The organism is Flavobacterium sp. C3NV (assembly GCF_046825355.2).
Classification (GTDB): Bacteria; Bacteroidota; Bacteroidia; order Flavobacteriales; family Flavobacteriaceae; genus Flavobacterium.
In genome coordinates this window covers 75579-88865 of the sequence record NZ_JBKQBJ020000012.1, presented here as the reverse complement: position 1 = coordinate 88865, position 13287 = coordinate 75579, and the positions used below count along the sequence as shown (strand labels likewise).

At 32.9% G+C, this 13287-nt stretch carries 15 protein-coding genes; 10 read left to right on the top strand and 5 right to left on the bottom strand.

The features are described 5' to 3' along the window. Positions 1-10: 10 nt before the first annotated feature. Together ACIDC4_RS17260 and ACIDC4_RS17255 are read right to left on the bottom strand one after the other, a co-directional pair. On the bottom strand, positions 11-751 hold the full coding sequence (locus ACIDC4_RS17260; RefSeq protein ID WP_412043024.1) for a DUF4890 domain-containing protein: 741 nt from the start codon (positions 749-751) through the stop codon (positions 11-13). A 163-nt stretch (positions 752-914) separates the two neighbouring features. After that, a complete protein-coding gene (locus ACIDC4_RS17255) occupies positions 915-1346 on the bottom strand; it encodes a DUF4890 domain-containing protein (protein WP_230035665.1) in 432 nt (143 codons plus the stop codon). 235 nt (positions 1347-1581) lie between these two features. Here ACIDC4_RS17255 and ACIDC4_RS17250 point away from each other — a divergent pair, with 235 nt between their 5' ends. From ACIDC4_RS17250 to ACIDC4_RS17235, 4 genes are all read left to right on the top strand, one after another. Next, the gene (locus ACIDC4_RS17250; RefSeq protein WP_412043025.1) at positions 1582-2505 is read left to right on the top strand and encodes a DUF4274 domain-containing protein; all 924 of its coding nucleotides are present in this window, start codon (positions 1582-1584) and stop codon (positions 2503-2505) included. A gap of 10 nt (positions 2506-2515) precedes the next feature. Beyond that, complete coding sequence (locus ACIDC4_RS17245) at positions 2516-2932, top strand: hypothetical protein (RefSeq protein WP_412043026.1); 417 nt, start codon at positions 2516-2518, stop codon at positions 2930-2932. An 85-nt stretch (positions 2933-3017) separates the two neighbouring features. Next, the gene (locus tag ACIDC4_RS17240) at positions 3018-4043 is read left to right on the top strand and encodes a 2-hydroxyacid dehydrogenase (RefSeq protein ID WP_412043027.1); all 1026 of its coding nucleotides are present in this window, start codon (positions 3018-3020) and stop codon (positions 4041-4043) included. A gap of 33 nt (positions 4044-4076) precedes the next feature. Continuing rightward, on the top strand, positions 4077-4679 hold the full coding sequence (locus ACIDC4_RS17235) for a hypothetical protein (RefSeq protein ID WP_412043028.1): 603 nt from the start codon (positions 4077-4079) through the stop codon (positions 4677-4679). Positions 4680-4957: 278 nt separating this feature from the next. On the opposite strand, the gene ACIDC4_RS17230 is transcribed toward ACIDC4_RS17235, so the two are convergent. Both ACIDC4_RS17230 and lysS read right to left on the bottom strand, forming a co-directional pair. Next, complete coding sequence (locus ACIDC4_RS17230) at positions 4958-5380, bottom strand: hypothetical protein (protein ID WP_412043029.1); 423 nt, start codon at positions 5378-5380, stop codon at positions 4958-4960. Positions 5381-5476: 96 nt separating this feature from the next. After that, complete coding sequence (lysS, locus tag ACIDC4_RS17225; RefSeq protein ID WP_412043030.1) at positions 5477-7180, bottom strand: lysine--tRNA ligase; 1704 nt, start codon at positions 7178-7180, stop codon at positions 5477-5479. 416 nt (positions 7181-7596) lie between these two features. On the opposite strand from lysS, the gene ACIDC4_RS17220 reads away from it, so the two are divergent. The 6 genes from ACIDC4_RS17220 (at position 7597) to ACIDC4_RS17195 (ending at position 12512) form a co-directional block, all read left to right on the top strand. Next, positions 7597-8328: a hypothetical protein gene (locus tag ACIDC4_RS17220; protein WP_412043031.1), complete on the top strand. Its 732-nt coding sequence runs from the start codon at positions 7597-7599 to the stop codon at positions 8326-8328. An 86-nt stretch (positions 8329-8414) separates the two neighbouring features. Beyond that, the gene (locus ACIDC4_RS17215) at positions 8415-9158 is read left to right on the top strand and encodes a hypothetical protein (RefSeq protein ID WP_230035680.1); all 744 of its coding nucleotides are present in this window, start codon (positions 8415-8417) and stop codon (positions 9156-9158) included. 5 nt (positions 9159-9163) lie between these two features. Next, positions 9164-9865 (top strand): lipoyl(octanoyl) transferase LipB, encoded by a 702-nt coding sequence (gene lipB, locus ACIDC4_RS17210; RefSeq protein WP_412043032.1) that lies wholly within the window; start codon positions 9164-9166, stop codon positions 9863-9865. Positions 9866-9992: 127 nt separating this feature from the next. Then, complete coding sequence (locus ACIDC4_RS17205) at positions 9993-10811, top strand: AraC family transcriptional regulator (protein WP_412043033.1); 819 nt, start codon at positions 9993-9995, stop codon at positions 10809-10811. Positions 10812-10889: 78 nt separating this feature from the next. Then, complete coding sequence (locus ACIDC4_RS17200; protein WP_412043034.1) at positions 10890-11489, top strand: NAD(P)H-dependent oxidoreductase; 600 nt, start codon at positions 10890-10892, stop codon at positions 11487-11489. A 171-nt stretch (positions 11490-11660) separates the two neighbouring features. Continuing rightward, positions 11661-12512 carry a nuclear transport factor 2 family protein gene (locus ACIDC4_RS17195; RefSeq protein ID WP_412043035.1) on the top strand — a complete coding sequence of 284 codons (852 nt, stop codon included), beginning with the start codon at positions 11661-11663 and terminating at the stop codon, positions 12510-12512. Between the two features lie 59 nt (positions 12513-12571). Here the strand turns inward: ACIDC4_RS17195 and rnhB are convergent, their stop codons facing one another. Further along, positions 12572-13234 (bottom strand): ribonuclease HII, encoded by a 663-nt coding sequence (gene rnhB, locus ACIDC4_RS17190; RefSeq protein WP_230035691.1) that lies wholly within the window; start codon positions 13232-13234, stop codon positions 12572-12574. Positions 13235-13287: the final 53 nt, after the last annotated feature.

Genomic DNA, 13287 nt, shown 5'->3' with positions numbered 1-13287 from the left:
TTGATCAGGATTATTTTTTTCCTTTTCTGTGTTCTTTCATTTTGTCTTTACGCTCTTTCTGAATCGCTGTCCATTTTGTATATTGATCAGCATTCAAAATAGATTTCATTTTGGCATCAGTCGCTTTGTGATCTTCTTCCATTTGTTTTTTCATGGCTTTTTTCTCTGCTTCAGTTGGTGCTGCAGCGTTTTCTCCACGGCTCTTTTTCAGCATTTCCATTTTAGTACTTCTGTCAGATAAAAGTTGACCAACTTGTTTTTGCTGATCTGCATTTAGGTTTAAATCTGTAGTCAGTTTTTGCAAATGTGCCTGATCACGTTCTTGCGGAGATTTCATATCTCTGTGACCTTTATGATCTCCTTTACCTTTATGATCTTTTTTCAAAGCAGTCCATTTTGTGTATTGATCCGCATTTAAAATAGCTTTCATTTTAGTATCATTTGCCGCTCTTTCAGTTTCCATTTGTTTTTTAAAAGCTTCTCTCTCTGCAGCAGTTGGTTTTGTTTTGCGATCTTTATTGGCATCTTTAAACTTTTCTCCTTTAGCAGATCTTTCGGCTAATAATTGTTTTACTTGCGCTTGTTGTTTTGTATCTAAATTCAATTCAGAAGTTAACTTTTGCAAATGTTTCTCATTACGTTGTTCCGGAGTTAATTTTTCTCTTTGATCACGTGTAGCTTTCTGATTGATGTCTTGTGCAAAACTTACCATTCCAACGAACAATAAAGCTGCGATAAATAATTTTTTCATAATTCGTTTTTTTAAAGGTTTATATCGATTAGACTTCAAGAAGTTTGCTAGGTTTAATTAGATTGTAAGATTTGTCTTTTAATTAACACAAACTATTAATGAAAGCATAAAATAGTATCTAAAATAAAAAAGAGGCCATTAGGACCTCTTTTTGTAACTGTTATTAGTTGTTTTCTTTTTTGTATTCTCTCATTTTTTCTTTCGCCTGCTCTCTTTTTTCTTCCTGAATAGAAGTCCATTTTTTGTATTGGTCTGCATTTAAGATAGCTTTCATTTTTGCATCATTGGCGTCTTTTTCAGCTTTTAATTCAGTTTTAAAAGCTTCTCTTTCTGCAGCAGTAGGTTTCTCTTTTCGGTCTTTTCGTTCTGCTCTCAATTTTTCAGCTTTAGCACTTCGGTCCGCTAAAAGTTGTTTTACCTGAGCTTGCTGATTCGCGTCTAAATTTAATTCGGTAGTTATTTTTTTTAACTGTTTCTCATTACGTTGTTCCGGAGTTAGTCTTTCTCTTGGTTCACGATTAGGAGCCTGATCTGCTTCTTGTGCAAAACTTACTACTCCAACGAATAGCAAAGCTGCGATAAATAATTTTTTCATGATGTACGTTTTTTAATTGTTATAGTAATTAGACTTTATCAAATTGAATAGGTTTAATCTGATAATCAGAATTGTAGTTTATTTAACAAAACGAAAAAACGAATAATGATATTGTGTCTTGATGTGCAATGGCTTTTTAACTGTTTAATTATCGTGGATCATGCTATTTTACAAGAATAGGTTTTAAATTTGTTAGTGTATTAAAAATTTCAAAATAGAATTACCAGAATACAATATGGAAGAATTATTTAATAAGAAAAATAAAAACCGAGTTCTTAAAGCCGTAAACGGAGAAATGTCGTATCAAAAATTAAATGCTGCCGAATTGCATCAATTTGTACAGCATTGGAATTATGATGACGGAATCGAACCTTTTCTATGGATGATCAAACAAAAACATCTGGACAAAGGAACAGCGCTTTGTTTGTATTGGATGTTACAGCCGGATTATTTCTGTAAATTCAAAAATGAAGAAGACATAAAAGAAGATATTAATTATGAGAGTTATTCATTAATAAAAGAAATTGAAGAAAGATACATTTCCGTTTTTTATGAAGACGAGAATTTTTCTTTTGATCCTAAAGAGGAGTTCTTAAATGAAAATTCTAACACAAAATGTATTCCGGCAGAAATGCTGGAAAAATCACCAGGAACTGTTTTCGAACGAAAAGATATTGAGTTTGCTTTTTTAAGAAATCCCAACGAGAAAGAATTGAAAACAATCAATTTAAAGATTGCAGATGCTGTAAAAATCATTCAGATTTCAAATCCCGATTTTGTCTATGATAAAAGTGATGATGCCATTAATGCTATAATTGAAAGCGTTGAACATTGGAAAACAAAAGAATTAGGGAAGGTGAAAATTAAGAATCTCTCTTATTTATGGATGGATTGCATTCACAAAAAACACAACTGGAATTGGGTTATTTGGGATTGGGAAACCGGAAATAATATAGGAGTTACAAACGCTACAAAAGAATTAACGTGTTTGGCAGATACTATTATAAACCATACAATAGATGGATTTCAGAAATCTTCGATAATTTCAGATTTATATCAGGATTTGGCCGGAGTAAATAATTTTTATGATTTGAAAAAAGATCCGTACAGCGGAATTGGTTTGCTTTTTAGTACAGATCATTTAAAATTTAGAGAATAATAACTCACTCATGGCATTAAGAAAAATTACTGTTGAAGACAATGTCTACTTATATAAAACTGTCACAGGATTTGGAGGTAGCACAGAAATAGCAACATTTGCGATAACAATATTCTTAGAGAATTATAAGCAAACTCCATTGCAAATTAATTTTATTACATGGGAAGATGCTTATGCCGGAAATCCTTTAAGTACGGGAACGAAATTAACGAAATTATCTACTAAAGATGAAGAAGTTGTTAATTTAAACAGACCTAAATATATTAGAGAATTTATTTTATATGGTTTAAAAATGGGTTGGAATGGGCAAAATAAAGTAGAACCTATTGATGGTTTAAAAATATTGGTGAGTTTAGATTATGATGTTTCTCGTTTACACCCAAAAGACGGAATTATTATAGCGCATGGCAAAGAATATCCAAAATAAGTTGATTTTTTAGTATCAGAAATTTACTTCAGAATTAATTGCTTACTTTAGTAATACCAGAAGTTAAAACCCAAAACAAATGATTATGAGTTTAAATGCCACATCAAACAATAATAAAATTGCCTTTTTTTCGACACAGCCTTACGACAAATCTTTCTTTAATAAATACAATGAAGATTTTGGTTTTGAGTTGGATTTTTTCGAAACACAACTAAATCCTCAAACGGTAATTTTGATCGAAAATGCTACAATTGTTTGCGTTTTTGTAAACGATATTGTCAATGAAGCCGTGATTAAACAATTGGCAGAAAAGGGCGTGAAAATTATTGCGTTACGTTGTGCCGGCTTCAATAACGTCGATCTTGAAGCAGCAAAAAAATATAACATAAAAGTATGTCGCGTTCCGGCATATTCGCCTCAGGCAGTTGCAGAACATGCGATTGCGATGATTCTGACTTTAAACAGAAAAACTCATAAAGCCTACAATAGAGTTCGTGAACAAAACTTTTCCCTAAACGGATTATTAGGTTTTGACTTATTCGGAAAAACAATCGGAATCATTGGAACGGGAAATATCGGGAAAGCTTTTGCAAAAATCGCTTTAGGTTTTGGATGCAAAGTGCTCGCGTATGATATTGTTACAAATGATGAAATGATAAAAGACGGAGTGAAATTCGTTTCTCTTGAAGAAATCTTTAAATCGAGTGATATTATTTCGCTGCATTGCCCATTAAACGAACAAACCAAACATATCATTAATAAAAAGTCTATCGACGAAATGAAAGACAGCGTTATGATTATCAATACAAGTCGCGGCGCATTAATAGAAACTTCTTCTGTAATTGAAGGTTTAAAAGAAGGTAAAATTGGATATCTCGGAATCGATGTTTACGAACAGGAAGAAAAACTATTCTTCAGAGATCTTTCTGCTGATATTATTCAGGACGATGCGATTCAGCGTTTAATGAGTTTTCCGAATGTTTTGGTTACAGCGCATCAGGCCTTTTTTACCAACGAAGCTTTAACTCAGATTGCTTTGGTAACTTTTAATAATATAAAAGATTTATTGACTAATAATAATATTGAAAACAAAGCAGCTTTGCTGGTTTAGAAACGTAATCACAAGAATTAAAAAATAGTAAGTATGAAAAATAAAATTTTAGTGGCAGTTATGATTCTGGGAATGATTTCATGTCAAAACAAAGATAAAACCGACTCAAAAAGTATCATCAAAACAATTGCCGAAGATACCTTATCCAAAACCGTTGCCGGAACGGCCGATGTAAGCGATGCTCCTGCAAAAGATGATAAAGCGGTGGAATTGATTCGTAAGCAATTGAATATTCTATTAAAGACAGATCTTCCTGCAATGACAAAAGACGACAGATTCTTTTACTACGAAGCTTTCGATTTGAATAATGATAAAAAAGACGAATATTTCGTTGGTTTCTCTAATCCTTATTTCTGCGGAAGCGGAGGTTGTTCCGGTTACATCCTAAATAATGACGGAAGTTTAATCAATAAGTTTACCGTAACTGATTTCCCGATTCTGATAACCACTTCAGCATCTGAAAAGTTTTACGATCTTATATTCGAAACCGGTGGAAAATTTCATCTCATAAAAATGAAAAACGGCAAATACCCGTCAAACCCATCCGTTCAGGAAATTTGGAAAGGTGAAACTCCTAAAGAAAATACCAAAGTTTTAGATGTTCAGGGAAAGAAATTAGAGAAGTATTCGTTTTAATCAGATTATTATAAAAAAATCATTCCTTAGGAATGTATGCTCGGTAGAATTAAAATTGAAATATGGTTATACGTTCCGTAGGAACGTTTGATTAACGAAGCAGATGTTTTATTTCTGTAAAAAAACAGGTGTCCCTACAGGACACACCATACAAAAACAACATTTTTTTCTACCGATGAGATATTCCTAACGGAATATTTCTATTCGTTCTGAATCAATTCGACTTTTTTAAAGCAAGGTATATAAAATAAAACCTGTCGGGTTTATGATAGATTTTATTAATTTGTCTTAGAAAGATTTTTTATTAATTTATACACTGCCATAAGTAAACCAGCGCCAAAAAATAATATACCAGTGTAGCCAATAATTATTTTGATTAATTTATTTCCTCTTTTAAATTCTTCAGGGTATAGAATCAGAAACAAACAATTCAAAACAAATATTAAGCAGCCAAAAAACATAGCAATATTCGTTTTAAACGTGTTTGTATTCGTGTCAATTTTCTTCTCTTTAATAAGGTAATAAATGTAGCCTAAACCTCCGAAGAAAAGAATACAATTCAAATACTCAATTCTTTTTTTAACTACAACAGTCTCAGAAAAGTATTCTTTATTTATAAATGAATCAACCAATAAATACACACCCAATATTGTGAATAAAATAAATACTGTATAAAGAAAATAATTTTTGATTTTCGACATAATTGTTTCTAAGTCATTAAATTTAAATAAAAAACCCGACAAATTTTTAAAAATCTGTCGGGTTTGAATATTAATACAATTTTGGAATTTTAAAATTTACTCCACCAATTCCACAAATTTAAACTCACCTTCAACAGCCACTTTCGCCAAACCGTGTTTAGATAAGTTTTTCATAGAAGCATCCCATTTTTTACCGCTTAAATTAGCAGTAATTTTTAGTTGCTGAAGATCCATTTTGTTTTCATTTCCTTTCAATAAATCTACGATGAATTTCTCTTCATCAGATAATTCAATCTGAGCTTGTTTTTTCTCAGGACGCATTTGTGGGAACAATAAAACTTCCTGAATCGATGCGTTATTTGTTAAGTACATAATCAAACGGTCCATACCAATTCCCATTCCGGAAGTTGGAGGCATACCGTATTCTAATGCTCTTAAGAAATCCTCATCAATAACACCGTTTGCTTCATCATCACCTTTTTCAGCCAAACGCATTTGGTCTTCAAAACGCTCACGCTGATCAATTGGGTCATTTAGTTCAGAATATGCGTTTGCGATTTCTTTACCACAAACCATCAATTCAAAACGCTCAGTAAGTTCAGGATTGTCACGGTGCTCTTTACAAAGAGGCGACATTTCTTTAGGATAATCTGTGATGAAAGTTGGCTGAATATAATTTCCTTCGCATTTAGCGCCAAAAATCTCATCAATCAATTTTCCTTTACCCATTGTTTTATCCACGTCAATTCCCATTCCTCTGGCAGCGTCAAACAATTCCTCTTCCGTTTTACCAGAGATATCAAAACCGGTAAAATGTTTGATAGAATCTGTCATCGTAACGCGAGCATACGGCGCTTTAAAGTTAATTTGGTGTTCACCAAAAGTAACCTCGCTGGTTCCGTTTACTGCAATGGCACAATGCTCAAGCAAACCTTCAGCAAATTCCATCATCCAGTTGTAGTCTTTGTAGGCTACATATATTTCCATAGCGGTAAATTCAGGATTATGCGTTCTGTCCATACCTTCATTTCTAAAGTTTTTCGAGAATTCATAAACACCTTCAAAACCACCAACAATTAATCTTTTCAAATACAATTCGTTTGCAATACGCATGTAAAGCGGAATATCAAGCGAATTATGGTGCGTGATAAAAGGTCTCGCTGCAGCACCACCAGGAATCGATTGTAAAACCGGAGTTTCAACTTCAAGATATCCTGCATCGTTAAAATAACCACGCATTGCCGTATACAACTTCGTACGTTTGATAAAGTTTTCTTTTACTTGCGGATTCACAGTTAAATCCACATAACGCATTCTGTAACGTAACTCAGGATCATTAAAAGCATCGTGTACGTTTCCTTCTTCATCTACTTTTGGTAAAGGCAACGGACGTAATGTTTTACTCAAGAAAGTAAATCCGTCAACACGAATACATTGCGCGCCCACTTTTGTAGTAAACAATTCACCTTCAATACCAATAAAGTCACCTAAATCAGTTAATTTTTTAAATAGCGTATTGTATAAAGTTTTATCATCACCTTCACACAAAACATCGCGATTCACATACAATTGTATACGTCCTTCGCTATCCTGCAATTCAGCAAAACAAGCTTTACCCTGATCTCTAACACTCATTAAACGTCCGGCAACGATCACCTTCTTACCCTCTTCAAAAGATTCCTTCACCTGCTTCGAAGTATGATTTACAGGAAAAAGATTAGCCGGATAAGGATTGATTCCTAAGTTGCGTAAGTTTTGAAGTTTTTCTCTTCGGATGATTTCTTGTTCTGATAATGCCATTTTGTGCTCTTTTTTAAGTGTGCAAAGATAAAGAAAAGAATGTAGATTTCAGAATGCAGGTTTTAGATTTTTTGAAGCAGTAATTTATTGCATTTCAAAGACCTTTTGTCCCGCTATTCACTTGTATCTTTTTTGCCGAAAAAGCAAAAAAGGATACCGCTGCTATCGGGGCTATTTTAGAAGTTTTAGTTTTTAAAAGGCGTTTTAGGTAGTGCGTTTACACAATCTTTGTCATCCTCAGGAACGAAGGATCACACCAGGAACTCTACAAAGATTGGCGATTTAGTTTGCGGCACTTCTCGTGCGATCTTTCGTTCGGGATGACAAACTAAACGAATGAATAAACATTTCTGTAAAAATTAAACAAAAAAACCTCAGTATCTTAGCAACTCAGAATCTCAGAAACTTGCAAGAAAATGAAAATCATAAAAGCCTTTCTACTCTTAATTTTAGTCTCAAGCTGTCAAATCACAGAAACTATAAAAATAAACCCAGACGGAAGCGGAACTATTGAAGTTTTTCAATTACGCGACGAAAATAGTTATTTGCAATTAGGACGTCCTTATTCTGATTCTGAAAAATTTACAGATACAATATTCGTTTTTCAGGATTATATAACAAAGTATGCAGCAACGTTTGTAAAATTTAGTAAATCAGACCAGGCATTGTTTCAGGAACACGCCAATGTAAAAATGCATATTAAAGTTGATCCGGTTCAAATGGAAAATTTTAATGTAATTTCTTCTGACTTTAAAAAAATAGAAGAAATACCTAATCTTTATGAGAGCCTTAGTTTGGCAAGTTCTTTAAAAGAAAATTATCCGGTTTCAAAAGAATCTTTCAAAATAAAATATACTTTCGATGGTTCTACTTTCAAAAGAAATCTGGTAATTGTTGATCAGCAAAAGTTTGATAAGGACAAAAAAATGCTGGAAGAAAGAAAAAAAATGTATGCCAAGTATAAATTAGCGCAATCCTATACTTTAAAATATCATTTTCCAAGAGAAATAAAATCGGTCTCAAACGAAAAAGCAGTTATCAGTTCAGATAAAAAAACAATGACATTAGAATTTCAACTTTCAGATTGTTTACAAAATCCGGAAATAACGAATCTTGAAGTGGTTTTAGAGCAAAAAGACCTTCAATAGTTTTGTCTTAGTATCTTAGAACCTTAGTTTCTTAGAATCTTAAAAAATAAAATAGTCTTCGTATCTTTGATAAAAAATTAGCCATTATGAAATTATACAAGTTACTTAGTTTTTGTTTTGTATTAGCAACATTAACAAGCTGCACCTTAACCGAAAATATATATGTAAACGATAACGGAACCGGAAAATTTTCTGTAGATATGGATGGTTCATCTTTGATGGCGATGGCTGGTGACCAGCTTGGACCTGATGCCAAAAAGAATATAGATTCTACTTTTACTTTCAAGCAATTATTTGAAGAGAAAAAAGACAGTATTGCAAAACTGTCTCCGGAAGCCCAAAAAGAACTTAAAAAACTCGAAAATTTTGTAGTAAACACCAAAATGAATGGCGAGAAAAAAGAGTTTTTAATGACCATTTCAACTGATTTTAAAAATGTAAATGAGCTACAAGATGCTTTGCAATCTTTGAGCGCACTTCAAAAATTAGAAGGCGGAGCAAATGCTGCGTCACCATTGGGGAAAGGCTTAGGAGATAATAACAGTAAATTAAGCTATACATACGATGGCAAGAAATTTACACGTACAGCAGTAATCGATAAACAAAAATTAGCTGCAAAAGCGAAAGATTCTACCGCAGATATGTCTAAGATGATTTTTGCTTCTTCGACCTATATTATAAAGTATCATTTTCCTAAGAAAATAAAAAAAGTATCGAATCCAAATGCTTTGTTTAGCGAGGATCGAAAATCAATTACAATTCAATACCCTTTTACGGATTATATGGAGAATCCTGACAAACTTAACTTTGACGTAGAGTTTGAAAAATAATTAAAATGAATAAAAAAATTCAACTTCAGGATTTAGGAAGTAAAGATTATAAATCGACCTGGGAATATCAGGAAGAAATTTTTAAGGATATAGTCGACTTAAAAATCAAAAACCGAAGAGAAGAACTCGATTTGCCAACACCCAATTATTTACTTTTTGTAGAACATCCGCATGTGTATACTTTGGGTAAAAGCGGAGATCTTGAAAATCTTTTATTAAACGAAAAACAGCTCGAAGCAAAAGGAGCTACTTTTTATAAAATCAATCGTGGCGGCGATATTACCTATCACGGGCCGGGACAAATTGTAGGTTATCCGATATTAGATTTAGAAAATTTCTTTACAGATATTCATAAATATTTACGTTTTCTGGAAGAAGCTATAATCCTGACTTTAGAAGAATACGGCTTAAAATGCGGAAGAAGCGAAGGTGAAACTGGGGTTTGGCTTGATGCAGGAACTCCCTTTGCACGCAAGATTTGTGCGCTAGGCGTACGCGCTTCACGCTGGGTAACCATGCACGGATTTGCCTTAAATGTAAATGTTGATTTAGGATATTTTGACAATATTATTCCGTGTGGAATTCGCGGAAAAGGCGTTACTTCCTTACAAGTCGAACTTGGCGTAGAAAAAGTTGATGAAGCCGAAGTAAAAAGTAAAATCGTAAAACATTTGACCCAATTATTCGAAGCAGAATTTGTTTCGTAAATCTTAATTAACCGCAAAGTTCGCAAAGGGTTTTAGTGAAGTTTTTATTAAAAAAAAAACAAGTTCGCAAAGCTTTGTGCTCTCTGTGTTAATTACAACTACGAAACTTTCTAAAAATATAAATAGTATGAAAAATGCTGAAGAAAATAACAATTATAGAATTGCCGTTCCTTCAGCATTTGAAACTGTTTTTTCTCATTTTTATTTTGCCGAAAATAGAACGGCATTTCCCATAACAAAAACCTTATTGCCAAGTTTTCAAACCATTTTGGTTTTTAACTTTGGCACAAAATCATCTTTAAAATCGCAACAAAATACTTTTTTAGAAGTTGAAAAATGTATGGTTCTTGGCCCTATAAAACAAGCTTTCGATTATACTTTAGAGCCTAATTCAGAGATTTTGGTAGCCAATTTTAAAGAAGATGCTTTTTACAGATTCTTTGGCAATGCAATGTTTGATTCTTTGCCCATTCATCCTGACGCTTTAATTGATGAAAATTGCTTTACTCTTTTGTGGGAAGAACTTCAAAAACTTTCTGATACAAAAGAGCGTGTCGATTATATTTTAGATTTCTGCAAACCTTATTTAAAAGAACAAAACGAGATAACAACGCTTTTAACAGATTTTCAAAATCAAAATCTGAATCCCATAAAAGCAATTGCTTCGCAGATCAATCAAACCGAAAGAAATATTCAGCTCAATCAAAAGAAACTTTTTGGTTATACTATTAAAGAAGCGAATCGGTACGAGAGGTTTTTAAAAGCGGTAAATCAAATTCAGGAAAATATAATAAACAATTCTAAAACAGATTGGTTAACGATTGTTGACGAATGCGGTTATTACGATCAGAGTCAGCTCATTCATGACTTTAAATATTATATGAATATTTCGCCCACAAAATTCCTGAAATTTCAAAACGATATCTGCAGCTCAAAGTCAGGATAAATCAGATTTCGTTTTCTTACAATTGTACTTAAACCTTGCGTTCTACATTTGTCATGTTAATCTTTAAAAACAGACAACATGAAAAATTTAATTGTTTATGCACATCCCAATTCAGGTAGTTTAAATCATTTCTTCAAACAAACTGTACTCGAAAGCCTTCAGGAATCCGGAGAAGAAATTGCACTTCGTGATTTGAATGAGCTCAATTTTAATCCCGTACTTTCTTTAGAAGATATGAACGGACAAAGAATGGGAAAGGTTGCCGATGATGTTCAAACAGAACAAGACTTTATCACCTGGGCAGATCGTATTATTTTTATTTACCCCATTTGGTGGACAGGAATGCCGGCCATTATGAAAGGTTATATTGATCGCGTATTTAGTTACGGATTTGCCTACAGATACGATCAGGGCGTTCAAAAAGGTTTATTGACGGGAAAGAAAACAATCATTATTAATTCGCACGGAAAATCAAATGCAGAATATGAAGCAATGGGAATGGATAAAGCTTTGGCATTAACTTCGGATACGGGAGTTTTTACGTACTCCGGATTAGAAATCCAACAGCATTTTTATTTCGATAAAGCAGACAGAGCTTCGGCAGAAAGTATTTTGGACTGGGAAAATCAGATCAAAACTACTTTTAAGTTCATCGATAAAGAGTCTATTTTGGGATAAAAATTGATTTAAAAGTAATAATAATTGTAAAAAAGATAAAAGTAGTTTACTAAGAGCTAAGTTTTTGAATGTACCGTAAATTATAGGAAGTGTGGTTATTTATGAGTTTTTTATACTAAATTTGGTTTTATACTTTTAATAAAAGCTTTAGCTAACCTAATTTAATGACTTATGAGAAAAATCTACTTTATCTGTTTTATTTTTATGATTAATGGTCTTTTTGCTCAAAAGAAAGATAAATTAAATCCAATCGATGTTTATGAAAAAGCCTGGTCAGAACGCAAGAGCGATGTAAGGCTAAAAATAATTAAAACAATCTGGCTGGAGGAAAGTACTTTTGAGGATCCTTCTGCATCCATAAAAGGAACTGCTGCCTTAAACAATGTTATAAATGAATTTTATAAAAAATACCCGGATGCAGTATTTACCTCGGGACCAAAAGTGGTAAAAGACAATTATGTAAGCTGGGATTGGAAAATATTAGATGCAAAAAATAAGCTTATAATGGCCGGACGTGATTTTGCCCGACTCAACGGAAAAGGTCAGGTGAGTAAAATTATTGGTTTTTGGAATCCCGAAGCCACTTTGTCTGAGGCTGAAATTTTGAGTAATCTTGAAACAGAAAATTTTAAGATTGTAGCGCAATATTACGAAAGCCTTTTTAAAACCAGGGACTTTACGGCAATGGCACATTTAATAGAAGAAGGTGCAATTTATAATCAGGCCGAAGGGTTGCCTTATGGAGGAAAATTTACAGGTTTTAATGAATGGGTAAAAATGTATGCAAAATCTGCTGAATTTTTTGATTTAGAAATAGAAAAAGAGCCTGTTTATTTTAGCGATGCTACAAAAAATGAGGTAATTATTTATTTTACCATAAAGGCGAAAGCAAAAAAATCAGGTAAAACACTTTCGGTGCCAATCTCGGAACATTTCGATTTAAAAAACGGAAAAATTACAGCAATCAGACCTTTTTATTTTGATACCAAACAATTTGCAGAATTCCTGAAAAGTAAAAAATAATAGAAATCTAAATCTCTTAATAACAAAAAAGACTTATCAATTGCGATAAGTCTTTTTTGTTATTCAAAATTCAATTCGAGTTGATCCGGCAAAAGCCTAAAACTCATTCGGTGATATTTTGTCGTTCCATATTTTTTTATGGCTTCGCGATGTTCTTTGGTAGGATAACCTTTGTTTTGTTTCCAGTTGTACATCGGGAATTCTTCATGAATCTGATCCATGTATTCATCGCGATACGTTTTGGCCAAGACAGAAGCGGCGGCAATACTTAAAAATTTACCGTCACCTTTTATAATGCTTTGGTTCGGAATCGATTTTAGTAACTCAATTTCGGTCATAGAAAATTGTTTGCCAAAAGTGTTCTTTAGACCCAGTTTCGCATTCAAAGAACGATTACCGTCTACAATAATAAATTCAGGAATATGATGTAGTTTCAGGATACATTCCTGCATACCTTTCATTGAAGCGTTTAGAATATTAATTTCATCAATTTCATTGGGATGCAAATGCGTAACAGCAAAACAAAGTGCATGTTGTTCGATGATTGGTTTAAGAAAAACTCTCATCTTTTCAGACAATTGTTTACTGTCGTTTAAAAATTCATGCTCAAAATGGTTTGGTAAAATTACTGCAGCAGCCGTTACAGGACCGGCCAGACAACCTCGCCCAGCTTCGTCAGTTCCAGTTTCTAAATTAAATCCTGAGAAATTTTTTTCGAGCATTTCCTTTTTGTGTTTTAATTGGCAAATATTATAAAATTTTCTTTAAAAACATT

Bases quoted from the DNA above. Each gene is read 5' to 3' on its own strand.
- ACIDC4_RS17260 (WP_412043024.1), bottom strand. From the start codon at position 751: ATGAAAAAATTATTTATCGCAGCTTTATTGTTCGTTGGAATGGTAAGT.
- ACIDC4_RS17255 (WP_230035665.1), bottom strand. From the start codon at position 1,346: ATGAAAAAATTATTTATCGCAGCTTTGCTATTCGTTGGAGTAGTAAGT.
- ACIDC4_RS17250 (WP_412043025.1), top strand. From the start codon at position 1,582: ATGGAAGAATTATTTAATAAGAAAAATAAAAACCGAGTTCTTAAAGCC.
- ACIDC4_RS17245 (WP_412043026.1), top strand. From the start codon at position 2,516: ATGGCATTAAGAAAAATTACTGTTGAAGACAATGTCTACTTATATAAA.
- ACIDC4_RS17240 (WP_412043027.1), top strand. From the start codon at position 3,018: ATGAGTTTAAATGCCACATCAAACAATAATAAAATTGCCTTTTTTTCG.
- ACIDC4_RS17235 (WP_412043028.1), top strand. From the start codon at position 4,077: ATGAAAAATAAAATTTTAGTGGCAGTTATGATTCTGGGAATGATTTCA.
- ACIDC4_RS17230 (WP_412043029.1), bottom strand. From the start codon at position 5,380: ATGTCGAAAATCAAAAATTATTTTCTTTATACAGTATTTATTTTATTC.
- lysS (WP_412043030.1), bottom strand. From the start codon at position 7,180: ATGGCATTATCAGAACAAGAAATCATCCGAAGAGAAAAACTTCAAAAC.
- ACIDC4_RS17220 (WP_412043031.1), top strand. From the start codon at position 7,597: ATGAAAATCATAAAAGCCTTTCTACTCTTAATTTTAGTCTCAAGCTGT.
- ACIDC4_RS17215 (WP_230035680.1), top strand. From the start codon at position 8,415: ATGAAATTATACAAGTTACTTAGTTTTTGTTTTGTATTAGCAACATTA.
- lipB (WP_412043032.1), top strand. From the start codon at position 9,164: ATGAATAAAAAAATTCAACTTCAGGATTTAGGAAGTAAAGATTATAAA.
- ACIDC4_RS17205 (WP_412043033.1), top strand. From the start codon at position 9,993: ATGAAAAATGCTGAAGAAAATAACAATTATAGAATTGCCGTTCCTTCA.
- ACIDC4_RS17200 (WP_412043034.1), top strand. From the start codon at position 10,890: ATGAAAAATTTAATTGTTTATGCACATCCCAATTCAGGTAGTTTAAAT.
- ACIDC4_RS17195 (WP_412043035.1), top strand. From the start codon at position 11,661: ATGAGAAAAATCTACTTTATCTGTTTTATTTTTATGATTAATGGTCTT.
- rnhB (WP_230035691.1), bottom strand. From the start codon at position 13,234: ATGCTCGAAAAAAATTTCTCAGGATTTAATTTAGAAACTGGAACTGAC.